25 protein-coding genes are annotated in these 21,124 nt (G+C 67.8%); 17 read left to right on the top strand and 8 right to left on the bottom strand.

What is annotated here, in order from left to right; all coding sequences use genetic code 11:
* Window positions 1–17: 17 nt before the first annotated feature.
* The gene (locus LVY72_RS02035; protein ID WP_237817777.1) at window positions 18–1,370 is read left to right on the top strand and encodes an MFS transporter; all 1,353 of its coding nucleotides are present in this window, start codon (window positions 18–20) and stop codon (window positions 1,368–1,370) included.
* Window positions 1,371–1,546: 176 nt separating this feature from the next.
* Here LVY72_RS02035 and LVY72_RS02040 read toward each other — a convergent pair whose 3' ends face one another.
* The 3 genes from LVY72_RS02040 to purN all read right to left on the bottom strand — a co-directional run bounded on the left by LVY72_RS02040 (window position 1,547) and on the right by purN (window position 4,132).
* Window positions 1,547–1,969, bottom strand: coding sequence for a DUF6318 family protein (locus tag LVY72_RS02040; RefSeq protein ID WP_237817778.1), 423 nt, complete (start codon window positions 1,967–1,969; stop codon window positions 1,547–1,549).
* Between the two features lie 28 nt (window positions 1,970–1,997).
* Window positions 1,998–3,233, bottom strand: coding sequence for a macrolide family glycosyltransferase (locus LVY72_RS02045; RefSeq protein ID WP_237817779.1), 1,236 nt, complete (start codon window positions 3,231–3,233; stop codon window positions 1,998–2,000).
* A gap of 332 nt (window positions 3,234–3,565) precedes the next feature.
* Entirely contained in the window at window positions 3,566–4,132 is a 567-nt protein-coding gene (gene purN / locus LVY72_RS02050; RefSeq protein WP_237817780.1) for a phosphoribosylglycinamide formyltransferase, read from the bottom strand.
* A 145-nt stretch (window positions 4,133–4,277) separates the two neighbouring features.
* Here purN and LVY72_RS02055 point away from each other — a divergent pair, with 145 nt between their 5' ends.
* The gene (locus LVY72_RS02055; protein ID WP_237817781.1) at window positions 4,278–4,688 is read left to right on the top strand and encodes a hypothetical protein; all 411 of its coding nucleotides are present in this window, start codon (window positions 4,278–4,280) and stop codon (window positions 4,686–4,688) included.
* On the opposite strand, the gene LVY72_RS02060 is transcribed toward LVY72_RS02055, so the two are convergent.
* The gene (locus LVY72_RS02060; RefSeq protein WP_237818160.1) at window positions 4,678–6,000 is read right to left on the bottom strand and encodes a cell division protein PerM; all 1,323 of its coding nucleotides are present in this window, start codon (window positions 5,998–6,000) and stop codon (window positions 4,678–4,680) included. The two genes, LVY72_RS02055 and LVY72_RS02060, sit on opposite strands and share 11 nt — an antisense overlap.
* Window positions 6,001–6,098: 98 nt before the next feature.
* On the opposite strand from LVY72_RS02060, the gene LVY72_RS02065 reads away from it, so the two are divergent.
* Window positions 6,099–6,845: an alpha/beta fold hydrolase gene (locus LVY72_RS02065; protein WP_237817782.1), complete on the top strand. Its 747-nt coding sequence runs from the start codon at window positions 6,099–6,101 to the stop codon at window positions 6,843–6,845.
* Between the two features lie 202 nt (window positions 6,846–7,047).
* Here the strand turns inward: LVY72_RS02065 and LVY72_RS02070 are convergent, their stop codons facing one another.
* Both LVY72_RS02070 and LVY72_RS02075 read right to left on the bottom strand, forming a co-directional pair.
* Window positions 7,048–7,185 carry a hypothetical protein gene (locus tag LVY72_RS02070; RefSeq protein WP_237817783.1) on the bottom strand — a complete coding sequence of 46 codons (138 nt, stop codon included), beginning with the start codon at window positions 7,183–7,185 and terminating at the stop codon, window positions 7,048–7,050.
* 92 nt (window positions 7,186–7,277) lie between these two features.
* A complete protein-coding gene (locus tag LVY72_RS02075) occupies window positions 7,278–8,456 on the bottom strand; it encodes a zinc-dependent alcohol dehydrogenase (protein ID WP_237817784.1) in 1,179 nt (392 codons plus the stop codon).
* A gap of 181 nt (window positions 8,457–8,637) precedes the next feature.
* On the opposite strand from LVY72_RS02075, the gene LVY72_RS02080 reads away from it, so the two are divergent.
* Complete coding sequence (locus LVY72_RS02080; protein WP_237818161.1) at window positions 8,638–9,798, top strand: glycosyltransferase family 4 protein; 1,161 nt, start codon at window positions 8,638–8,640, stop codon at window positions 9,796–9,798.
* A 41-nt stretch (window positions 9,799–9,839) separates the two neighbouring features.
* Here LVY72_RS02080 and LVY72_RS02085 read toward each other — a convergent pair whose 3' ends face one another.
* Both LVY72_RS02085 and hpaH read right to left on the bottom strand, forming a co-directional pair.
* On the bottom strand, window positions 9,840–10,661 hold the full coding sequence (locus LVY72_RS02085) for an HpcH/HpaI aldolase family protein (protein ID WP_237817785.1): 822 nt from the start codon (window positions 10,659–10,661) through the stop codon (window positions 9,840–9,842).
* Complete coding sequence (hpaH, locus tag LVY72_RS02090; protein ID WP_237817786.1) at window positions 10,646–11,431, bottom strand: 2-oxo-hept-4-ene-1,7-dioate hydratase; 786 nt, start codon at window positions 11,429–11,431, stop codon at window positions 10,646–10,648. The genes LVY72_RS02085 and hpaH overlap by 16 nt, the downstream gene beginning before the upstream one ends.
* Window positions 11,432–11,647: 216 nt before the next feature.
* Between hpaH and LVY72_RS02095 the strand changes: the two genes are divergently transcribed.
* The 13 genes from LVY72_RS02095 (at window position 11,648) to LVY72_RS02155 (ending at window position 21,123) form a co-directional block, all read left to right on the top strand.
* Complete coding sequence (locus LVY72_RS02095; RefSeq protein WP_237817787.1) at window positions 11,648–12,064, top strand: GerW family sporulation protein; 417 nt, start codon at window positions 11,648–11,650, stop codon at window positions 12,062–12,064.
* A gap of 87 nt (window positions 12,065–12,151) precedes the next feature.
* Complete coding sequence (locus LVY72_RS02100) at window positions 12,152–12,577, top strand: hypothetical protein (RefSeq protein WP_237817788.1); 426 nt, start codon at window positions 12,152–12,154, stop codon at window positions 12,575–12,577.
* A gap of 316 nt (window positions 12,578–12,893) precedes the next feature.
* A complete protein-coding gene (locus LVY72_RS02105; RefSeq protein WP_237817789.1) occupies window positions 12,894–13,280 on the top strand; it encodes a hypothetical protein in 387 nt (128 codons plus the stop codon).
* A gap of 102 nt (window positions 13,281–13,382) precedes the next feature.
* Window positions 13,383–14,144 (top strand): DUF1353 domain-containing protein, encoded by a 762-nt coding sequence (locus tag LVY72_RS02110; RefSeq protein WP_237817790.1) that lies wholly within the window; start codon window positions 13,383–13,385, stop codon window positions 14,142–14,144.
* Between the two features lie 241 nt (window positions 14,145–14,385).
* A complete protein-coding gene (locus LVY72_RS02115) occupies window positions 14,386–14,724 on the top strand; it encodes a hypothetical protein (protein WP_237817791.1) in 339 nt (112 codons plus the stop codon).
* A gap of 160 nt (window positions 14,725–14,884) precedes the next feature.
* Entirely contained in the window at window positions 14,885–15,577 is a 693-nt protein-coding gene (locus tag LVY72_RS02120; RefSeq protein WP_237817792.1) for a TetR/AcrR family transcriptional regulator, read from the top strand.
* Between the two features lie 161 nt (window positions 15,578–15,738).
* Window positions 15,739–16,851 (top strand): DUF475 domain-containing protein, encoded by a 1,113-nt coding sequence (locus tag LVY72_RS02125; protein ID WP_237817793.1) that lies wholly within the window; start codon window positions 15,739–15,741, stop codon window positions 16,849–16,851.
* Between the two features lie 14 nt (window positions 16,852–16,865).
* Window positions 16,866–17,456, top strand: coding sequence for a TerD family protein (locus LVY72_RS02130; protein ID WP_237817794.1), 591 nt, complete (start codon window positions 16,866–16,868; stop codon window positions 17,454–17,456).
* A 17-nt stretch (window positions 17,457–17,473) separates the two neighbouring features.
* A complete protein-coding gene (locus LVY72_RS02135) occupies window positions 17,474–18,055 on the top strand; it encodes a TerD family protein (RefSeq protein ID WP_237817795.1) in 582 nt (193 codons plus the stop codon).
* A gap of 133 nt (window positions 18,056–18,188) precedes the next feature.
* Window positions 18,189–18,770, top strand: coding sequence for a TerD family protein (locus tag LVY72_RS02140; RefSeq protein ID WP_237817796.1), 582 nt, complete (start codon window positions 18,189–18,191; stop codon window positions 18,768–18,770).
* A 91-nt stretch (window positions 18,771–18,861) separates the two neighbouring features.
* Entirely contained in the window at window positions 18,862–20,055 is a 1,194-nt protein-coding gene (locus tag LVY72_RS02145) for a toxic anion resistance protein (RefSeq protein WP_237817797.1), read from the top strand.
* Window positions 20,056–20,071: 16 nt separating this feature from the next.
* Window positions 20,072–20,572, top strand: coding sequence for a hypothetical protein (locus LVY72_RS02150; protein WP_237817798.1), 501 nt, complete (start codon window positions 20,072–20,074; stop codon window positions 20,570–20,572).
* Window positions 20,572–21,123, top strand: a complete 552-nt coding sequence (locus LVY72_RS02155; protein ID WP_237817799.1) for a TerD family protein — start codon at window positions 20,572–20,574, stop codon at window positions 21,121–21,123. The genes LVY72_RS02150 and LVY72_RS02155 overlap by 1 nt, the downstream gene beginning before the upstream one ends.
* Window position 21,124: the final 1 nt, after the last annotated feature.

The following is a 21,124-nucleotide window of genomic DNA, read 5'->3' on the forward strand; positions in this document are numbered from 1 at the left end:
CAGCCGGGAAGGCCGCCATGACCGAGACCCAGCAGCTGCCCTCGGGCGACCAGATTGTCCAGGACCTGCCCTGGCGTTGGAAGGTCCAGGGCAAAATCTTCCTGATCGGCGGTCTGGGCTTTATGTTCGACGCCTGGGACGTCACCCTCAACGGCGTGCTCATCCCGCTGCTCTCCGACCACTGGGACCTGGCGCCGGCGCAGGCGGCCTGGATCGGCACCGCGAACCTGATCGGCATGGCCGTCGGCGCTTTCGTCTGGGGCTCCATCGCGGACGTGATCGGACGCCGCGTGGCCTTCACTGCCACACTGCTGGTCTTCTCCATCTTCACCGTCTGCGGCGCCCTCGCCCCGGACATCGTGTGGTTCTGCGTCTTCCGGTTCATTGCCGGCTTCGGCCTCGGCGGCTGTGTGCCGGTGGACTACGCCTTGGTAGGCGAGTTCACCCCGCGCCGGCAGCGCGGCCGGGTCCTCACTGCCATGGACGGCTGGTGGCCGGTGGGCGCCGCCCTGTGCGGCTTCGTCTCCGCCGGCGTCATGGCCACCGTGGCGGACTGGCGCTGGACCATGCTGATCATGGTGCTGCCCGCCCTGCTGGTGTTCTGGGTCCGGCGCTCGGTGCCCGAATCCCCGCTCTACCTGGTCAGCAAGGGCCGGACCGAGGAGGCCAGGCGCGTCATCGACGGCCTGGTCGAACGCACCGGCGGCACCGTGCAGGCATGGCGCCTGCCGGAGCCGGAGCAGGCGCCCAAGCTTTCCTTCGGCAACATCTTCGTCAAGTTCAGCGACGTTTGGAAGTTCAACTGGAAGATCACCGCGGCGGCCTGGGCCCTGTTCTTCAGCATCCTGCTGGTCTACTATCTGGCGCTGACCTGGATGCCCCGGATCCTGATCGGGGCCGGCTTCGAATCGGTCCGCGCCTTCCTGACGACGGCGGGCATGGCCGCCGTCGGAATCCTCGGCGTCGTCGTCGCCGCGTTCCTGGTGGAAAAAACCGGACGCAAGTGGATCCTGGCGATCACCGGCCCGCTGTCGGCGCTGATCCTGGTTGTGGTCGCCCTGGTGCTCGAAGTGCCCGCGGCCGTCGTCTTCTGGCTGCTGGTGTACGGGTTCGTGGTGCAGATTGCCATCCCGGTGCTGTACGCCTATGTCTCCGAGCTGTATCCGACGGCGCTGCGCGGCTCCGGCTTTGGCTGGGCGTCCACCTTCTCGCGGATCGGCGCCGGCTTCGGCCCGCTGATCTTCGTCTCCTTCATGTGGCCGAACCTGGGCCTGGCCTGGTCCTTCGCGATCGCCGGGGTGCTGGTGGTCCTGTCGGTGCTGTGGATGGCCCGCTTCGCGCCGGAAACCAAGGGAACGGTGCTGCACTAGAGTGCCTGCTCATTGCCGCCCACTCATGCGGCTCCGCTGTGGGGCAGGTATTGCATGTGCCCACGTATCGCGGGCAGATGCTGGGCAGCTTGTACCGCCGGCTGACCCGGAACGGCGGCGGCGCCCCGCCGACATGCCTGGGCATGCTTCGCGGGACGCCGTCGTGTTGGCGTGCCTTACCGGGGCAGCTGCGCGTCCGGGGTTTCCTTGATGGAGAGCATCTGCCACGCGCCGTGCGCATACTTGGCCTTGACCGTCAGCACCGTCCCGTCCGGATCCCATTCCTCCGAGTCGACGAGCTTTCCACCCTTGGCCATGGTGGTGCCAGCATCCTCCATGAACGGCACGAGGGCGCTGAGGACACCCTTCTTGTCCTGTTTCCCGACCGGGACGACGTTCAGTGCCTTGGGCTGGCCGCCGACGATCCAGCCGCCGCCGTCGTAAACCGTCTCGATGGCGTCAGCCTCGGCCAGGCACGATGCGCACCCCTGGGCGATGCCGCGCAGCAGCCGGGCGTCGCCGGTCTGCAGCGCATAGTTCTTCGCGTCGAAGTAGTAGTAGGTGAAGGACGCCAGCCCCTCTGCGCTGTCTTGGTACATCCGCTCATTACGGTGGCCCGGCAGGAGCCTAGACCTGCGGAACCTGGTTCAGCAGATAGTCTTCGATGGCGTCGGCAGCCGCGCGGGCTCCCCCGGAACCGCGGACGCTTTTGCTCATTGCCTTAAGGTTCCCCCGGATCACCTGGTCGCCGCCAACCTCGATGACCGTTTGCCGGATCAGACCGGGGGTGAGCCCTTCCCGGGCGAGGCGCCGGCCAAGTCCGAGGTCCTGGATCCGCCGGGCGTTGGCTTCCTGTTCGGGCTGCAACGGGAAGGCGACCAGCGGTACGGCGAAGTACAGCGCCTCCATGGTCGAATTCATCCCGGTGTGGGAAAGAAAGACGGCGGCGTGGCGCAGGACGTCGAGCTGCGGAAAGAAGGGGCGTACGTCGATATTGCTCGGGATGTGCCCCAGCTCGGATGCCTCGACGTATTCTCCGATGGCCATGGCCACCTGCCAGCGGGTGCCTGCGAATCCTTCCAGGCACATCCGGAAGAAGTCCGGCTGGTCATTTAACGGGGTAGTGCCCAACGAGATGAACACCAGCGGCGTGTCCGTCGCCCGGGGTTGCCAGGCATCCACATCACCCCGCGGGCCGAGGCACGGGCCGACGAAGTGGAACCTGGCATCGAAGGTTTCTCCCGCGGGCTGGAATTCCCTCGGGATGAAGGAGATGTTCAACGACGCAGGGGGGCCTCCCATGAACTGGAGGTGCCCCAGGCCCTGCCCGGCGGCGAAATCATTGAGCTCTTCACTAATCTTCTGCCAGGCCGCGAGCATGCCTGCCGGCGGCTGGCCCGGCATCAGCTCCCTCATCGAGAAATGTTCATTAGCGGCATAGGTCGGCAGGAGCGCAACATCGGGCAGAGCAAGCTTCGCGGCCGCCATCTTCCCCGACAAGGTCATGGCGTCGTAACACACCGCGTCCGGCGGGTCCTCTGCCAGGCGGGCGAGCAGCGCGGGGAATTCCCGCCTGGCTCCCTCAAGCATCCGCTCCAGCAGTCCGGACATCATTCCGCCGAACATCCCCGACATGGGTGACTGCGCCGGTCCGCCCTCGGGGGAAGACACGCGCCGGGTGAAGTGGGCGGCTAAATCCTCCCCGCTGGGAACAAAGGCGGCGCCGGTAGATTCAACTGCCTTCGCATACTTCTCGGAGGTGGCATAGGTGACCCGGTGGCCTCGACGGACCAGCTCTGAAACGACCGGCAGCGTCGGGTTCACGTGGCCCGCGGCCGGCAAACAGATGAAAGCGATATGCATGGCGGCCACTCCTACGGCGGGCAAGGACGGCAGTTTCCGCACCAAGGCGCCCGCTCCGAATTCTGGAACCTCCTTCATCGTACGTACCGGCCACCCAGTTGGCCATCATGCCCGGGAAGCCCAGGCCATGGGCCGCGCCCTGCGGAAGGAGGCACCAGAAAACCCCGGCAACGTGTGTCGGGTTCGACAGTCCCGGTGATTGGCTCGGCTGGCACCACCGCGCCGCTCCGGCCACCGCATCCCACCTGTTCGCCACCACGGTCGATCCGGCCCGGACCCCAAAGCCCGGCAGCCGGCCTGAGCCTTTCACCCGGCGCGGCCGGACTGTCGGCTCAGCGGGACGACGACAGCGCGCGCAGCGTCTGGACGAGCAGTTTCCGCTCCTCCACCTTGATCCGCTCGTGCAGCTCTTCCTCGGTGTCCCCGTCCAGCACGGGCACCGCCGCCTGGGCCAGGATCGGGCCGGTGTCCACGCCGGAATCGACCAGGTGCACCGTCACCCCGGTGACTTTTACGCCGTGCCGGAGCGCGTCCCGGACCCCGTGGGCACCGGGGAAGGACGGCAGCAGCGCAGGATGGGTGTTGACCATCCGGCCCTCGAATGCGGCGACGAATTCGGCATCGAGGATGCGCATGAAGCCGGCCAGCAGCACCGCATCCGGCGCGTGCCCGAGCACGGCGGCCTGGAGCGCACGGTTCCATTCCGACCGGTCCGGGTAGTCTGCGGGCGGCACCGTGAAAGTGGCGATGCCGGCGTCGGCGGCGCGCTTGAGGCCGAGGCAGCCGGGCACATCGGAGCCCACGGCGGCGATCTCCAGGTCCAGCTCCCCCGCCTTGACCGCGTCGATGACGGCCTGGAGGTTGGTGCCTGAACCGGAAACGAGAACCACAATGCGCATGGGTTCAACTTTAGGGCTGAGCCTCGCCTACCGCCCAACCGCCTCCCCGTTCGCAGCCTCCCCACACGCTTCGCGCGCGGGTACCCCTGCTGCTCGCTTAGCCCGCGGGCTCGCGACGGGGCCCTCGGCGGTTAGGCTTAAACCCATGCGCGAACAGACCCAGCCGCAGCCCACGGCAGAACAGCAGAGTTCCACGCGGTTGTATCTGCGCATGCTGCTGCTTCTGGTGCTGGCCACGCTGCTGGCCCATGCGCTGCCGCTGCCGTGGAAGGTCGCCTCCCCGGTCCTAGGAATCGCGGCCGCCGTGGTGGCGATCATCGGGCTCACCCGGGCGCTGCGGATGAAGGCGTCGGGCAATCTGCGCGCAATCTTCGTCGTCGGCCTGGTGACGTCCCTGTTCCTGATGGTCATTTCCCTGGCGCAGGTGGCTTTCTGGCCGATGACGGCCGAATACGAGCAGTGCGTCCGGTCGGCCCTGACCCGCTCGGCCCAGGAAAGGTGCATGGTCGAGTACCAGCAGCATCTTCAGGACCTGAGCAACGTCCTCAGACCTTAGTACGACGCCGGGATCCAGCCTTGGTGCCGCGCCGGCGGCGCGGTTCGCGCTCGAGCCACGGCCCGGCGGCGGCACCGATAACGACGCCGACGGCGGCTTCGGCCGCCACCCACAGGGCCGCCTGCCAGGGATCCGGCCCGATATCCACGAGCCGGCCGATGCCCAGGGAGCCGTTGGTCAGCCAGGCTGCCAGTGCGGCGCAGCAGCCGGTGACGGAACCGACCAGCATGCCCAGGAACAGCGTGGACACCGTTGCGGTGAACCAGCGCGCGCGGACCTTGATCGCCAGCCATTCGTCGAAGTGGTTTTCGCCCTCCCGCACGAACCACCAGCCGGCCAGCACGCCGGCCAGCACGGGCAGCATCAGCGCGGCCAGGCCGAAGGACAGTTCCCCGGTGGGCAGAGCGCCCAGGACCGGCACCGAGGGCAACGGTCCCACCGTGGTGGCCAGCGGTGTCAGCGAACTGCCCGCCCCGATGGCGAAGCCCGCCCCGGAAGCCCAGGCCAGCGTCCAGCCGACGAAGTTCGGGACCAGGCCCAACTGCACCACCGTCAGCACCGATCCGCCGACGACGCCGGGATCGAGCTTTTCGTAAATCTCCACGATTTCGGCCCAGTGGATGGCGATGGTGGCGGCAAGCAGGACGGCGGAGAGGCAGACTGCGGCGGCGATGGCCAGCAGCCCGGCGCGGATGACTGCCCAGAGGTAGGAGCCGGCCCAGCGGGAATGCTGGCTGGTCCGGCGCACCCAGGCAGCGGCGTCGACACCGATCAGCCGTGCCCACGAACCGGCCTCGCGGTAGGCGCCGACCAGCAGCCCGGAGCCCGCCGCGGCCAGTGGGATCAGTGCCCCGGCCAGCACCGATACCTCCACCTCGTCGGTGCGGACCAGATAGGCCGTGGCCGCGCCGACGAGGGCATAAACAGTCAGCGCGCCCAGCAGCGCCTGCCATAGCTGGTCGGTATAGGAGGCCCGCGCCAGGCGGCGGCCGGCGCGCCAGGACAGAAAGAACGGAATCAAGGTCAGGCCCAGCGGGACCAGGGACAGTGTGCCGCTGAGGCCGTCCGGACCGCTGCCGTCGGACGGGCGCAGCTGCAGCGGCACGCCGTGGATCAGCAGCCAGGCCTGTCCGGCCAGGCGGCCGAGCGATTCGAAGGTGCGGTCCTTGAAGCCGTCGGCGAACCAGACGCCGACCAGCGGCAGCACCACCACGAGCGCGGACAACAGGGCGCATTGGAAGAATTCGAAGCCGCCCTGCAGCCACAGGGGCATGGGCAGCTCCGCCTGCCCCAGGCGCCGTTTGAGTTTCATCTTTTCCATGGTGCCACCCGATGTCTCCGGGACGGCTGACCGACGCGGCCAAAGCATCCCGGCACCGAAACGGCGGCGAGCCTTGACAGAATGGCCGCGTGAACGATTCGACAACGCGTCCCCACCCTTCGCATCTCGTCTTCATTCATGGCGGGGGTGTCGGACCGTGGATGTGGCGACGGCAACTGGAGGCCTTCGCCGACGGTTTCCAGGTTCATACGCCGGTCCTGCCCGGTCATGACCCGTCCGGGACCGATACCTACACCACGCACGCCGCGGCTGCACGGTCCATCGCCCGGCAGACCGGCCTCGACACCCTCAGGGGCGGCGTGGCCGCCATCGGCTTTTCGGCTGGCGGCCAGGTCGCCATGGAACTCGCGGCGGCCTATCCGCAACGCATCACCGCAACGGCGGTGGTGAGCTCGCTCGTGCAACCGCTGAGGGGTGCCGCACTGCTTGGCGCTGCAGCGGCGTGGGCTGCCCCGCTGGCGCGGCATAGGGCATTCGCCCGCGCGCAGGCCAGGCAGCTATCCATTCCCGACGAAGATTTCGACCGGTACTTTGCGCTGTCCCGCTCCCTCTCGAACAGGACGCTGAAGAACCTGCTGACCGCCAACTTCTCCTTCGTTGTCCCCGCCGCCTTCCTCCACTCCTCCCGGCCTGCCTTGCTGGTGGCTGGCTCGAAGGAACAGCGCACACTTGTCCGGTGTATGGAAAAGCTGAGCAGGGAACTGCCTGACGCCCGCTTCGCAACCGTCGACGGGGCAGCCCACGGGATCCCGCTGGCCGAGCCCTCGCACCTCAACGGACTGCTTCGTTCCTGGCTGGCAGGCTGGGCCGGTTAATCGTGCCGGCCGCCGACGTCTCCGGTGCAATTAGCCACCGATCAAGACAATAAAGAGGGCGGCCGGTTCCTTTATTTAGAAACCGGCCGCCCGAGGCGGAAATTGAACACGGATAATCAACGCGGAAAATACCATCGCGGATACAATCCGGATTTCCGCCAGCCTTTTTGTTCCGCGTTTTTATTCGCGGTCCGCAGCTGTCCTAGCGGAGGGCATCCTTGCGGCGCTTGGGGGCCAATTCGTTCTCCACAACTGCCTTCGCGCGCTTGTCCGCGCGCTTTTCCTTGATGGATTTGCCCTGTTTCTTGACATTCGAACTCTGCGGGGACTTTCCGGACATTCCAGCTCCTTAGCTCAACATGAAATTCCTTAGGTCCTAAAGACCATACCCGATTTAAAAATAAATGCCAGTCCCGGTCCGGGCTGTTGGAGCTACGGCGTCAGCACCACCTTGATGCAGCCGTCTTCCTTCTTCTGGAACTTCTCGTACATCGCCGGCGCATCCGCCAGCGGCGCCCGGTGCGTGACCAGGTCGCCGATGCCCAGCGGATCCGCGTCGTCCTCGACCAAGGGCAGCAGATCACTGATCCAGTGCTTGACGTTGCACTGACCCATCCGCAGCTGGAGTTGTTTGTCGAACATGGTCATCAGCGGCATCGGGTCGGCATGGCCGCCATAGACGCCGGACACTGAAATGGTCCCGCCGCGACGGACGGCGTCGATGGCGGTGTGCAGTGCCGAGAGCCGGTCCAGGCCAGCCGTCTTGATGGCAGTCTTCGCCAGCGGCGGCGGCAGCAGCCCGACGGCGGCCTGGGCGGTGGCGGCACCGGGCGAGCCGTGCGCTTCCATACCGACGGCGTCGATCACCGCGTCCGGCCCCCGGCCGCCGGTCATGCTGCGTATGTCCTCGGCGCATTGGCCGCCCCAGTCCAGCGTGGCGATGCCGTGCCGCTCGGCCATTTCGCGGCGTTCCCGGACGCCGTCCACGCCGATCACCCGGAACCCGAGGTGCTTGCCGATGCGCGTGCAGAACTGGCCCACCGGGCCCAGTCCGAGCACGGCCAGCGTTCCCCCGCCGGGTACGTTAGCATAGTCCACCGCCTGCCAGGCGGTAGGCAGGATGTCGGAAAGGAACAGGTAGCGCTCGTCGTCGGCGTCGGGATTGGCGACCTTGACCGCCGCGTAGTCGGCGAAGGGCACCCGGAGGTATTCGGCCTGGCCGCCCGGAATGGAGCCGTAGAGCTCGGTGTAGCCGAACAGCGAGGCGCCTGTGCCCTGGTCCCGGTTCTGCGTGGTTTCGCACTGGGACTGCAGGCCCAGCCCGCACATGTAGCAGTTGCCGCAGGCGACGTTGAAGGGCACCACAATCCGGTCCCCGGGCTTGATCCCGGAGACCTCGGAGCCGACCTCCTCGACAATCCCCATCGGTTCGTGGCCGAGGATGTCGCCCTTGTGCAGGAAGGGGGTGAGCAGTTCGTACAGGTGCAGGTCCGAACCACAGATGGCGGTGGAGGTGACACGGATGATGGCGTCGGTGGGTTCCTGGATCTGCGGATCCGGCACCTCTTCCACGCTCAGGTGCCGCTTTCCCTGCCAGGTCAGTGCTTTCATCGGGGTCTCCTGTCCGTGGACGTCCATCCCGCACACCGGGCGCGGGCCGGTTCGTCCCCACGCTACCGCGATGGCTTTGCCCCGGCCAGAGCCACCGGCTGCCGCAAGTCTTCGCCCGCCGTTCACCGGCGGGACACGGTGCGCTCCCCCGGTGTCCGCCGTCGTCGGCCACGGTAAAGAGGTGCGGATTGCTGTGGTTGCCGAGTCCTTCCTGCCCCATATGAACGGGGTCACCCATTCCCTGCTGCAGGTCATTGCGCACCTGCGCCGGCGCGGGGACGAAGTCAGGATCATTGCCCCGACCTCGTCCTGGCTCGACGATGAGGCGCCGTCCGCCGTCGAGGGTTACCCGGTGCTGCGGCTGCCCTCGATCCCGCTGCGCGGCTACCCCAGCGTCCGTGTGGCCGCCGGCACCGTGGCCCGGGTCCGCCGGCTGCTGGCCGATTTCGCCCCCGACGTGGTGCATGTGGCTTCGCCGTTCATCCTCGGCTGGCGCGCCGTCCAGGCCGCCCACCAGCTCGGCATCCCGGTGGTGTCCATCTACCAGACCGAGATTCCGGCCTATGCCGCACGCTACGGCCTGCCCTGGCTGGAGCAGCTGCTCTGGCAGCGGGTGGAGAACATCCACCAGCTGTCCACGCTCACGCTGGCCCCGTCCAGTTTCGCGCTGGAACAACTGCACTCCCGCGGGATCCAGCGTGTACACCTGTGGCGGCGCGGAGTGGACACGGTGCGTTTCTCCCCGGCCAAGTACGACGGCGCGTGGCGGGCTTCGGTGGCACCGCGCGGCGAGCGCATCATCGGCTATGTTGGCCGGCTGGCGGCCGAGAAGCAGGTGGAGGACCTGGCCGTGCTGGCGGACATCCCGGGCACCAAGCTGGTGATCGTCGGCTCCGGCCCGCTGAAGCAGATGCTGCAGGCGAAGCTGCCGGGGGCGCACTTCGCCGGCTTCCAGGGCGGGGAGCAGTTGGCCCGGACGATGGCGTCGCTGGACCTGTTCGTCCACCCCGGCGAGTCCGAAACCTTCTGCCAGACCATCCAGGAAGCCTATGCCTCCGGAGTGCCGGTGGTCGCCGTCGGCCGCGGCGGGCCGCTGGACCTGGTGGATCCCTCGCGCACCGGCTGGACCTACCGGCCGGGCCGGCTGGACGAACTGCGGGCGCGGGTGCTGGACCTGGTCGGCGACGATATCAAGCGCCAGGCCTTCGGCCGGGCCGCCTGCCAGGCGGTGCAGGGCCGGACCTGGCCGGTGCTGTGCGAACAGCTGGTGGGGTACTACGCGAAGGCGATCGAGATCAAGCGCCGGGTCCGGAATATGGAGGCACACGCCCGGCAGCACTGAGCCGGCGGGCCCCGGCACACTGCGGGGCCCGCCGGGTCCGGTCAGTAGCTGGCCGGTGTGCCCGCGGGCTTGGCGTCCTGCCCGGCGGCAATGAACTTGGCCGCCAGCGCCTCGGTGCCGCGCGCCAGCAGGGCCACGTCCGCGCCGACGTTGACGAAGTCCGCACCCGCGTCGATGTAGCGGCGGGCCTGGGCCTCGACGAAGGCATTGACCCCGGCGAACTTGCCGGCGGCCTTGACCGCCTTGATGGTGCGGATGACGGCGTCGACCACGTCCGGGTGCTCCTGCTGGCCCAGCAGGCCCATCGTGGCGGCCAGGTCCGAGGGACCGATGAACACGCCGTCGATGCCGTCGACGGCGGCAATCTCCGCCGCGTTCTCCACCGCTTCGGCGGACTCGATCTGGACCACCAGGGTGATGAACTCCCCGGCCCGGTTCAGGTAGTCCGGCACCCGGTTCCAGCGGGCCGAACGGGCCAGCGCCGAGCCGACGCCGCGGATGCCGCGCGGCGGATAGTGCACGGCAGCCACCGCCTCGCGGGCCTGCGCGGCGGTGTTGACCATCGGCACGATCAGCGACTGCGCGCCCAAATCCAGGAACTGCTTGATCAGCACCGGGTCGTTGAACGGCACCCGGACCACCGCCGTCGTGGGGTAGCCGGCCACCGCGCGCAGCTGCGCGAGCACGGACTCCAGGCCCATCGGGCCGTGCTCGGCGTCGATGAGCAGGTAGTCCAGGCCGGCGCCGGCGCAGATTTCGGCCACGCCGGCGTCCCCGGAGCAGACGAACATGCCCGCGACGGTGCGCCCGGCGCCGGCGAAGTGGTCCTTGAAGGACTTCGGCGGGTCTACTCGAAACGGCATGTGACCGTCCCCAGCTGTCCGTAGTCGGCCACCACGGTGTCGCCCTCGTACACCCACATCGGGCGGGTGAAGGAGCCGGCCAGGATGATTTCCCCGGCCTTGAGCCCGTCCCCGTGGGCGGAGATCTTGTTGGCCAGCCAGTACACGCCGGCGGCCGGGTGGTTGAGCACGCCGGCGCCGACGCCGGTCTCCTCCACCGTCTGGTTCTTGTACAGGATCGCGGCGATCCAGCGCAGGTCCACGTCGGACGGGCGCACCGGATTGCCGCCGATGACCATCGCGCCCATCGCCGCGTTGTCGGAGATGGTGTCCACGATGGTGCGGCCCTCCATCTCGATGCGCGAGTCCAGGATCTCCAGCGCAGGCACCACGTACTCGGTGGCGTCCAGGACGTCGAAGATGGTGGCGTTCGGGCCGGTGATGTCCTTGCCGAGCTTGAAGGCCAGCTCCACCTCGATGCGCGGGTGGGTGTACCGGTCCCACTTCACCGTGCAGCCGTTTTCCAGCACCATGTCGTCGAAAATGATCCCGTAGTCCGGCTCGGTGATGCCGGTGGCCATCTGCATGGCACGGGAGGTCAGCCCGATCTTGCGCCCGACCAGGGTGCGGCCGTTCTCCTCGCTGCGCTTGCGCCACAGGTTCTGCACCTGGTAGGAGTCCTCGACCGTCATCTCCGGATAGCGGGCGGTCAGGCGCGGGACGGGAGTGCGGGTCCGGCCGGCCTCCACCAGCTCATCCGCAATCTTCTCAATGGTCGACTGGTCTAGCACGCGCGTTACACCACTTCCTCATAGCGTTCAGGGCACGGCTCAGCCCGGGATCTCGTCCGGACGCCGCGGTTCCGCCGGCTTCTGCGGCCGGGTAGCACCATAGTACGGTCCTGCCGGGCGGTTCATGACCACGGTTACGCCGCCCGGAAAACCGGCCGGGAGGGGCCGCCGCCGGACACCGGCGACACGACGGGTCTGCCCCGCTATGGTGGAGCCATGACCGAACATGGCGCAGCGAGTCATTTGCCCATCCTGCCGGTGCAGCTGGCCGAGCAGTTCAAATCCTTCGGCGTGGCCAGGTCCTTCGGGGAACCGGTGCGGCTCGGCGACGAGACCGTGGTCCCGGTGGCCCTGGTGCAGTACGGTTTCGGCGGCGGGCAGGGGCATGCCGACGACGAGGACAAGCACGGCGCTGACGACGGCGGGGCCGCGCGCAAGGGCAAGCCGCAGGCCGCCGAAGGCAGCGGCGGAGGAGGCGGCGGCATCGTCATTCCGGTCGGCGTGCTGGCCCCCGGCCGGAGGTGCCGGGCCGTGTTCCGCCCGAATCCCCTGGCGGTGCTGGTCTGCCTGGTGCCGGTGCTCTGGGCCGGCGGGCACGCCGTGGCCAGGGTGGCCAAGGCACTGCGGTCCTAGACCAGCGGGGCCCGGACCAGTAGCCGCCGGTGGGCCGCGGCCGTACGCTCTAAATGGCACTACCTACCGATTCCGGAAGGACCTCCCATGAAGCTCAGTCACGTTCCCCTCCGCCTGGCCACCGGCGCCTTCATCCTCAACGCCGGCATCGGCAAAATGGAGCTGGACCCGGATTCTGCGGCGGGCATGCAGTCCATGGCTGGCCAGGTGTTCCCGCAGGTCAAAGACCTGGATCCGGTGAAGTTCGGCAAGCTGCTCAGCTACGGGGAGATGACTGTGGGCAGCCTCCTGCTCGCGCCGTTCGTGCCCAGCAGGATCGCCGGGCTGGCGCTGGCCGGATTCTCCGGTTCGCTGCTGGCGATGTACCTGAAGACCCCCGGGATGACCCAGCCGGACGGCATCCGCCCCACGCCGGAGGGCACGCCCGTGGCCAAGGACGTGTGGATGCTCGGCATCGCGCTCGCGCTGCTGCTCGATTCCAGCGGCAGGAAGCGCAGGACCGCCCGGACCTGAGCCTTACCGGGCCTTGTAGTGTTTGGGGCCGGCTCCACGCGCAGGCCGCTCCCGTACACCCCGGGCCGCTGCCTGTTCCGGGGTATACGGGAGCGGCCTGCGTCCACTACGCTGTAACCACTCCAAAACCACACCGCAGGGGCACGTTGTGAGGCGCCGGAGGCATGGATCCTCCGGGGCGCCTTGGAATTTGTCCGGCACCAATGAGCGGCAGCGGCGACAAGACGCCGGTGGCCCGCCAACGCCGCTCGCCGAGCATGAGGAGGACGCGCGCTCCGCGTCCAGGCCACCTGGAATCACAGAAGCAGTTGGCGCCATGAAACCTGCACTGAGGTGGCGCCTGTGGTTGATGACCACGGGCGCGGTACTGGGACTTCTGGCCACCATCGGCGTCGCGCCACCGGCCAGCGCCAGCACGGCTGCGAGCCAGGGCTGGGGCGATGCAGATCTCACCCTGCGCATTTTCGACGACGGCGACTATCGCGTCAGGGGCGAAGGCTACGAGGCGCACCGCGTCCAGATCTGGATTATCAATGAGTCGCAGAACCGCGTCGTCGATGAGTTCAGCGCCCGAACCGATGATGACGGGGACTTCGCCATCCGCGATGACGGCCTGCGCTGCGACCGGACTTACCGGGCAGTCAGCTACAGCGGCGATGACGACTGGAACGTGAGCAGCGCGGTCCGCTTCCATTGCGACTGACGGCGACCACATGCCGCTCCACCGCCCCAGCAGATAGTGGATAGGCATGCCGGGACCGTCCGGCCCTGCCCGCCGTGCAGGAGCCGGTGCCAGACTGGCTGCATGCCCTTCCACCAGGACGCCGCCGCGACTCAGCCGCTGACCGCCATCCACCTTGTGCAGCGGACCCGGCGGCTGTTCCAGCTCGCGGAACCGATCTACTACAGCCATCCGGACGGCACCGGCGTCGTGACGGTCCACGCCCACGACCTCGCCCGCGGCCCGGCGGGCAACTCATCCGATCTGGCCTCCGTCCCGACCTTCATGTGGGGGCTCGTGGCCAGCTATGGACGGCAGAGTGCGCCGGCCCTGCTGCACGACCAGCGCATGACCGAAACCGCCCTGCTCCCGGCCGCGGCGGCACTGGCCCAGCGGCGGATCTTCGATGAGGAATTCCGGCTGGCCCTGCTGGATACGGGCGTGGCACAACTGCGGGCCCGTCTGATGTGGGCGGCAGTGTCGGCGCAGAACCAGTGGATGCACACGCGCCTACGGGGCAAGCTGATGGCAGCCTGCATCGCCGCCGGCGCCCTCGCTCTGGCCGCCGGCATCCTCCTCTGGGCCACCACCGGAAACCCACTGTCCGCGGCGGTGGCGCTGGCCGCAGCGGCGGCCGTTTCGGCCCTGTGGGCGCGGGACTGGGCCGTCGTCGCCGTCCTGGCTGCGGCCACCTGCCTGCTAGGTCCCGTGCTGCTGGCCACCTGGGTTGGACAGCTGCTGCTGTGGGTCTGTGAATCCCTGTGGTGGCTGGCCGCGGCGGCGGTTTCACGCCGGCCGGCGCCGCCTCCGGTCCCCGGTCCGCTGGCACGCATCCGCGAACTTTAACCCCGGCGGCAGACGCCGTCGGACAGGAACCCGGACGAATGTGCCGAAAATCACAATTGTGGCAGCTGGTTCCTGTGCCGGAGCCAATTCAGCGAGAACTAAGATGGAGTTCAGAACCCCGGCCTTCGAGGCACCTACCCGGAACCTGAGGTTCACCAAACCCCCTATCCGCCCTTACGGGCGCCTTTGGCGTACCCGGATTACGAACCGTCAGCACCAGTTTTGGAGGAAGAAAGCAGTCATGTCATCGCAAGCTCTTGCGCATGGTGGCAACCGCGGCAACAAGGACCTGCCCGGGCGGATTAAAACAGCGGTGCAGGGCCTGCACCGCCGGGCCAAAGCAGCCGACCTGCGCCTGCCGCTGTGGGTCCTTGGCCTGACCTTCGGATTCTGGTTCGCGATTTTCTGGGCCGATGCCCCCCAGATCGGCCTCATCTCCCCCGTTGCCACGCTGCTGAAGATCTACGGCGCGGGCATTGCGGTTGCGGCCACCCTGGCCGTTGTGGCCGGCTCGGTCTGGAGCATTATCCGGCGGATGGGCTACGCCGACGTCTTCGCTCCCGACACCGACGACAACTGAACCGGCAGGCACAGAGCTGCCAGCAGTCCCGGGGCACTGAGCGTCCGGGTCAGTGCGTCCGGCTGCGGCGAATCGCCGCGGCCGGACGCACTGCCGTTCCGGCGGCGTGCATAGGATAGGGAAACAGTGCCCACCGCCGGAGATTGCGAGGAGCAACCCGATGACAGCCGAGGCAGCGCCCCGGAAAAACCGTCCCGCTGGACGCCCTGCGCAGAAGATCCTGTCCAAGGAGGGCATTACCCTCGCGGCGCTCAAGCTCATCGCCGCCGGCGGCTACGAAGCGCTGACCATGTCGGGACTGGCCCGCAAGCTCGGCGTCGCCCCCTCGGCGCTGTACAACCATGTGACCTCCAAACATGACGTCCTGGTGCTGGTCCAGGACCATGTCATGTCCGGTGTGGACGTCTCGGGCTTCGGTACCGTGCCGTGGGCGGAGGCGGTCCGCCGCTGGGCCTGGTCCTACCGGGACGTCTTCAGCCACCACACCCCGCTGATTCCGGTCATCGCCGTGCTGCCGGTGACCGGTGCCCCGCGCACCCTGGCCATGTATGAAGAACTCACCGCCGGGTTCCTGGCCGCCGACTGGCCGCAGCCGCTGATCGTCCCGGCCATCGTGGCGCTGGAATCCTTCATTTTCGGCTCCGCCTATGACGTCACGGCGCCGGAGGACATCTTTGAATCCGGGGAACTGGCCGACGCCAATCCGAAATTCACTGCCGCGGTGCGGGCCCGGCAGCGCGGTGAGGGTGGCACCGGTTCGCGGACAGCGGACGCGGCCTTCCGGCTGGGACTGGAGGGCCTGATCAGCGGGCTGGAAACGCAGCGCCGGAGTTGGCCCGGCGACAGCGCGTAGGTCCCGGCGCGCCGGATGGAAACAAACCTGTCGGTCCAGCCGTTAGGGTGTTAACTAAGAGCGTCTCGGGGGGAAGACCACCTATTGGGCGCCACCGACTACCGGTTTCTCCCGGAGCAACTGCCCCGTGGGGAAACGGCACCCAAAGGAGTACCCTAGGCGTGTTTTTCAAGACCTTCGGCTGGTCCCTGGCCATCACCGCCATTGCCTTGGTTGTGGCCTTCCTGTACGGGGGACCGACCGCGCTGATCCTGTGCGCCATCCTGGGCGTGCTCGAGGTCAGCCTCAGCTTCGACAACGCCGTGGTGAACGCGCGGATCCTGGAGCGGATGAGCCCGTTCTGGCAGAAGATGTTTTTGACCGTGGGCATCGTGATCGCCGTGTTCGGCATGCGGATCGTGTTCCCGCTGCTGATCGTGGGCGTCACCGCGCAGCTGAACCCGGTCGAGGCGGTGACCCTGGCCCTGGAGAAGGGCGACCCGCACACCCCGGGCACCTACGCCTACCTGCTGCATGAGGCCCACCCGCAGATCGCCGCGTTCGGCGGGATGTTCCTGCTGATGCTGTTCCTGGACTTCATGTTCGAGGACAAGGACATCCACTGGCTGCACTGGCTGGAGAAGCCGATCGCCAAGATCGGCCGGCTCAACGGCGCCTCGTTCATCGTGGGCCTGCTGGCGCTGCTGCTGATCGCCAACCTGGCCGCCGAGCACACCGTCACCGTGCTGGTCGCCGGCATCGCCGGGCTGGTCACCTACTTCCTGGTCACCGCCCTGGGCGACCTGTTCGACGTCGACGGGGACGAGGATACCGACGCCGAGGACACCGCCGCGGTCGCCGCCCGGGACGCCGGCCCGAACCCGGCCGCGAAGGTGGTCGGCAAGGCCGCGTTCATGCTCTTCCTCTACCTGGAGGTCATCGACGCCTCGTTCTCCTTCGACGGGGTGATCGGCGCGTTCGCGATCACCGCCGACCCGATCATCATCGCCCTGGGCCTGGGCCTGATCGGGGCGATGTTCGTCCGCTCGCTGACCGTGTTCCTGGTCCGCCAGGGCACCCTGGACGAGTACGTCTACCTGGACCACGGCGCGCACTGGGCCATCGGCGCCCTGGCCGCGATCCTGCTGATCACCATCAGCGTCGAGGTCAACGAGGTCATCACCGGCCTGATCGGCGTGGTCTTCATCCTGGCCGCGTTCCTCAGCTCCGTCCGCCGGAACAAGCGCCTGGCCGCGACCGAGCATGCCGAAGCACTCACCGCAGCAACCAAATAGGAAAGAGGAAAACCATGGCATTGAGCCTGCAGAAGGGCCAGTCCCTGTCCCTGACCAAGAGCGACGGTAATTCCCTGACCAAGGTCCGGCTCGGCCTGGGCTGGGATGCGGCGGCGCCCGCCAAGCGCGGCCTCTTTGGCGGCCTCAAGAGCGTGGAGGTGGACCTGGACGCCTCGGCGATCCTGTTCGACGCCGCCGGCAAGGCGCTGGATGTCGTCTTCTTCAACCAGCTCAAGAGCCAGGACGGCTCCACGCAGCACACCGGTGACAACCTCACCGGCGAGGGCGACGGCGACGACGAGACCATCCTGGTGGACCTGCCGGCGGTCTCCCCCTCGGTGGCCCACCTCGTGTTCGTGATCAGCAGCTACAGCGGCCAGACCTTCGACAAGGTGGCCAACGCGTTCACCCGGCTGCTGGACGATTCCGCTCCGGGAAGCCCCGAGGTGGCCCGCTTCCAGCTCACCGACTCGGGCAGCCACACCGCCATGATCATGGCCAAGGTTTCCCGCCAGGGCGCCGGCTGGACCTTCCAGGCCATTGGCGAGCGGGCCACCGGCCGCACGGTCAAGGACCTGATCGCCCCGGCAGCCCGGGTGCTCTAAACGAAGGGAATGAATAAATGGCATCACTGACACTTGGCAAGGGCGCCAACCTGTCCCTGACCAAGGCGGATCCCGGGCTGCGCCAAGCCATGGTCGGGCTCGGCTGGGACCCGCGCACCACCAGCGGCGCTGCGTTCGACCTGGACGCTTCGGCCCTGCTGCTGGGGGCCAACGGCAAGGTCCGTTCCCAGGACGACTTCATCTTCTACAACCAGCTCGCCACCCCGGACGGCTCGGTCGTGCACCAGGGCGACAACCGGACCGGCGAGGGCGACGGCGACGACGAGCAGATCCTGATCGACCTGGGCCTGGTCGCCGCCGACGTCGAGCGCATTGTGATCGCCGTTTCGATCGACCAGGCGGACGCACGCGGGCAGAACTTCGGCCAGGTGCGCGACGCCTACTGCCGCGTGCTCAACCAGGAAACCGAGCAGGAGATCGTCCGCTTCGATCTCAGCGAAGACGCCGCGTCCGAAACCGCGATGATCTTCTCGGAGCTCTACCGCCGCGACGGCGAGTGGAAGTTCCGGGCCGTCGGCCAGGGCTACGCCAGCGGCCTGTACGGGATCGCCACGGACTTCGGCATCGCGCTCAGCTAGCGCGTCGCGCCTTCCCTCTGCTCGCAAGCTCGCAGCGGGCCCTCGGCGCTAGCTGAGTGGGGCGCTCCACGCAGTGGGAAGGCGGGACGCGCTTACCGTCAGCATCCATCCCCAGAAGCAAAGGAATTGATCAATGGCAGGCCTCACCCTGGACAAGGGCAGCAACCTCTCCCTGACCAAGACGGACCCCGGACTGCAGAAGGCCGTGGTCGGCCTCGGTTGGGATCCCCGGACCACCACCGGGGAGGCATTCGACCTGGACGCCTCGGCCCTGCTGCTCGGGGCCAACGGCAAGGTCCGCTCCTCGGCGGACTTCATTTTCTACAACCAGCGTGCCGCCGCGGACGGCTCCGTGGTGCACGAAGGCGACAACCGCACCGGTGAAGGCGGCGGCGACGACGAAACGATCCTGGTGGACCTGTCCGCGGTGGCCGCGGACGTGGAGCGCGTGGTCTTCGTGGTCTCCATCGACCAGGCCGAGGCCCGGGGGCAGAACTTCGGTCAGGTCCGCGGCGCCTACTGCCGGGTGGTCAACCAGGCCACCGAGCAGGAGATCGTCCGCTTCGACCTCAGCGAGGACGCGGCCCCCGAAACGGCCATGATCTTCTCGGAGATCTACCGGCACAGCGGCGAATGGAAGTTCCGCGCCGTCGGCCAGGGCTACGCCACCGGCCTGGCCGGCATCGCCACCGACTTCGGCGTGCAACTGGGCTGAGAACCGGTCCACACTGCTGCGGGACCGGCCCGCCGGTCCCGCAGCACCAGTTTCGCAACACTCCCGCAGCTTTTACCGGAAGGAAGACACCATGACATCGCCCCTGACTCCCCCGGATGTCACCGAGGGAACCCTGGTCCTGCAGGCCCCGGAGGCCCCGGCCCTGGTCCAGCCGGACGATGCCCCCGGCATGGTGCCGGTTCCCGCCGAACGCCAGCAGGAAATCAACCAGCAGGCCGCCGCTTTCATCGCCGACGTCGCCAAGCTGGATTCGCGCAGTCCCGATTTCGCGCAGCGCGTGGACGGCATCGCCAAGCTCGGCCGTGACGAGATGCTCGAGTCCGGCACGTTCTCCAGCCGGATGCTGGAGCGCTCCTCCACCTCGGTGGCCGGTGCCAAGCGCAACGGCAACAGCGCCCAGGCCGCAGTGGCCAGCACCCTGGGCGAACTGCGCAGCACGGTCGAGGACCTGGCCCCCACGAACGAGCACTTGAGCGTGGGACGCAAGATCCTGGGTTTCCTCCCCGGCGGCAACAAGCTGGCCAAGTACTTCCAGCGCTACGAAAGCGCCCAGCAGCAGCTCGATGCCATCATCAAGTCCCTGATGGCAGGCCAGGACGCGCTGCTCAAGGACAACGCCGCGCTGGCCAACGAGAAGGTCCAGCTCTGGGACAACATGCAGAAGCTCAGCGAATACGCCGTGTTCGCCCAGGCCATCGACAACGCCTGCGTGGCCAAGATTGACGAATCACGCGCCCAGGGCCGCCTCGACGATGCCCAGAAGCTCGAGTCCGATGTGCTCTTCCCGGTGCGCCAGCGGCACCAGGACATCCTGACCCAGCTGGCCGTGTCGGTGCAGGGCTATCTGGCGATGGACCTGATCCGCAAGAACAACACCGAACTGGTCAAGGGTGTGGACCGCGCGCGCACCACCACCATTGCAGCGCTACGTACCGCCGTGATTGTGGCCGAGGCACTGGCCAACCAGAAAATGGTGCTGGACCAGATCGACGCGATCAACACCACGACGAACAACATGATCCTCAAGACCAGCGAGATGCTGAAGGACCAGACCGCACGCATCCACCAGCAGGCCGCCAGCTCCGGCGTCAGTGTGGAGACCCTGCAGAAGGCCTTCGACAACGTCTTCCAGACCATGGATGCGATCGACACTTTCCGGTCCCAGGCCGCGAAGAACATGGAGGGCACCGTCCACGCGCTGGAGGCCGGGCTTCAGAAGGCCAAGCCGTACCTGGAGCGCGTCCGCCAGGCCGAGGAACAGTAGGCGGGACTGATCCGGTTTGGTAGCACGGTTTTTCGGTTCGCTGTTCGGCACCCCGCGCCCTGAGGACGGTGCCGGGCCGGAGCCTGCCCCGGAGCCCGACGACGACGCCCGCACGGCGGCGGCGCTGGACCGGCTGCGGTCGGCGGTGCGCGCCGCCGGCCGCGACCTGCCCGGGATCATTTCCTCCCAGCTGCGCCAGATTGACGATGTGCTGCAGCCGCTGGCCGAGTACGCCCAGGCGCAGGGCGCTTCCACCGAGCAGCGCGTACTGCTCGAAGCGATGGTCGTGGACTACATCCCCACCCCACTGAACGCCTACCTGGCCCTGCGCGAGGAGGACCGGGACGAGGGAACCCGGGCCACCGCCATGTTCGCCGAGCAGCTGACCATCCTGTTCGACACGGCCCAGGACCTCAACCACCAAGTAAGAAGCGGAGCGATCACCGAGTTGTCCACCTACGCACGATTCCTCGATGACAAGTTCGGGCCGTCCATGCTGACCCGGGGAGGCAACTGATGGCCTCCATGGTGGCCGGCGCCAATGCCGCCCTGACGGCGGAGAACCCGCAGCTGGCCACCGTGGTGGTCGGTCTTGGCTGGTCGGTGATCCCCTCCCGGGGGCCGCAGACCGAGCCGGTGGCCGCGGCCATCCTCTGCGACAGTTCGGGCCGCGCGGTCTCGGATGAGCACATGGTCTTCTTCAACCAGATCGCCTCCCCCGACGGTTCGGTGCAGTTCCTCGGCGACGAAGACCAGGAACAGATCGACGTCGACCTGCCCGGGGTGCCGGAGGCGGTTGCCAAGATCACCTTCATCGTCTACATCGACCCGGACCTGCGCGGGCCCGGCACGTTCGCCTCGGTGCGCGATGCCTACATCCGGCTGGCGGATCCGCAGAACCGCGAGCTGTTGCGCTTCGAGATCCCGTCCGGGACGGCACAAAACATCAATGCGATGGTGTTCGGGGAACTGTACCGGCACTCGGGCGGCTGGAAGTTCCGTGCCGTCGGCCAGGGCTATACCACGGGCCTGCGCGGCGTGGCGGACGACTTCCGGATTGCCCTCTAGC

Origin of the sequence: Arthrobacter hankyongi (genome assembly GCF_022012395.1) — a bacterium.
Classification (GTDB): domain Bacteria; phylum Actinomycetota; class Actinomycetes; order Actinomycetales; family Micrococcaceae; genus Crystallibacter; species Crystallibacter hankyongi.

What these genes read in the sequence shown, in the direction of transcription:
- LVY72_RS02035 (WP_237817777.1), top strand. Translation starts at nt 18, where the DNA reads ATGACCGAGACCCAGCAGCTGCCCTCGGGCGACCAGATTGTCCAGGAC.
- LVY72_RS02040 (WP_237817778.1), bottom strand. Translation starts at nt 1,969, where the DNA reads ATGTACCAAGACAGCGCAGAGGGGCTGGCGTCCTTCACCTACTACTAC.
- LVY72_RS02045 (WP_237817779.1), bottom strand. Translation starts at nt 3,233, where the DNA reads ATGCATATCGCTTTCATCTGTTTGCCGGCCGCGGGCCACGTGAACCCG.
- purN (WP_237817780.1), bottom strand. Translation starts at nt 4,132, where the DNA reads ATGCGCATTGTGGTTCTCGTTTCCGGTTCAGGCACCAACCTCCAGGCC.
- LVY72_RS02055 (WP_237817781.1), top strand. Translation starts at nt 4,278, where the DNA reads ATGCGCGAACAGACCCAGCCGCAGCCCACGGCAGAACAGCAGAGTTCC.
- LVY72_RS02060 (WP_237818160.1), bottom strand. Translation starts at nt 6,000, where the DNA reads ATGAAACTCAAACGGCGCCTGGGGCAGGCGGAGCTGCCCATGCCCCTG.
- LVY72_RS02070 (WP_237817783.1), bottom strand. Translation starts at nt 7,185, where the DNA reads ATGTCCGGAAAGTCCCCGCAGAGTTCGAATGTCAAGAAACAGGGCAAA.
- LVY72_RS02075 (WP_237817784.1), bottom strand. Translation starts at nt 8,456, where the DNA reads ATGAAAGCACTGACCTGGCAGGGAAAGCGGCACCTGAGCGTGGAAGAG.
- LVY72_RS02085 (WP_237817785.1), bottom strand. Translation starts at nt 10,661, where the DNA reads ATGCCGTTTCGAGTAGACCCGCCGAAGTCCTTCAAGGACCACTTCGCC.
- LVY72_RS02095 (WP_237817787.1), top strand. Translation starts at nt 11,648, where the DNA reads ATGACCGAACATGGCGCAGCGAGTCATTTGCCCATCCTGCCGGTGCAG.
- LVY72_RS02100 (WP_237817788.1), top strand. Translation starts at nt 12,152, where the DNA reads ATGAAGCTCAGTCACGTTCCCCTCCGCCTGGCCACCGGCGCCTTCATC.
- LVY72_RS02105 (WP_237817789.1), top strand. Translation starts at nt 12,894, where the DNA reads ATGAAACCTGCACTGAGGTGGCGCCTGTGGTTGATGACCACGGGCGCG.
- LVY72_RS02110 (WP_237817790.1), top strand. Translation starts at nt 13,383, where the DNA reads ATGCCCTTCCACCAGGACGCCGCCGCGACTCAGCCGCTGACCGCCATC.
- LVY72_RS02115 (WP_237817791.1), top strand. Translation starts at nt 14,386, where the DNA reads ATGTCATCGCAAGCTCTTGCGCATGGTGGCAACCGCGGCAACAAGGAC.
- LVY72_RS02120 (WP_237817792.1), top strand. Translation starts at nt 14,885, where the DNA reads ATGACAGCCGAGGCAGCGCCCCGGAAAAACCGTCCCGCTGGACGCCCT.
- LVY72_RS02130 (WP_237817794.1), top strand. Translation starts at nt 16,866, where the DNA reads ATGGCATTGAGCCTGCAGAAGGGCCAGTCCCTGTCCCTGACCAAGAGC.
- LVY72_RS02135 (WP_237817795.1), top strand. Translation starts at nt 17,474, where the DNA reads ATGGCATCACTGACACTTGGCAAGGGCGCCAACCTGTCCCTGACCAAG.
- LVY72_RS02140 (WP_237817796.1), top strand. Translation starts at nt 18,189, where the DNA reads ATGGCAGGCCTCACCCTGGACAAGGGCAGCAACCTCTCCCTGACCAAG.
- LVY72_RS02145 (WP_237817797.1), top strand. Translation starts at nt 18,862, where the DNA reads ATGACATCGCCCCTGACTCCCCCGGATGTCACCGAGGGAACCCTGGTC.
- LVY72_RS02155 (WP_237817799.1), top strand. Translation starts at nt 20,572, where the DNA reads ATGGCCTCCATGGTGGCCGGCGCCAATGCCGCCCTGACGGCGGAGAAC.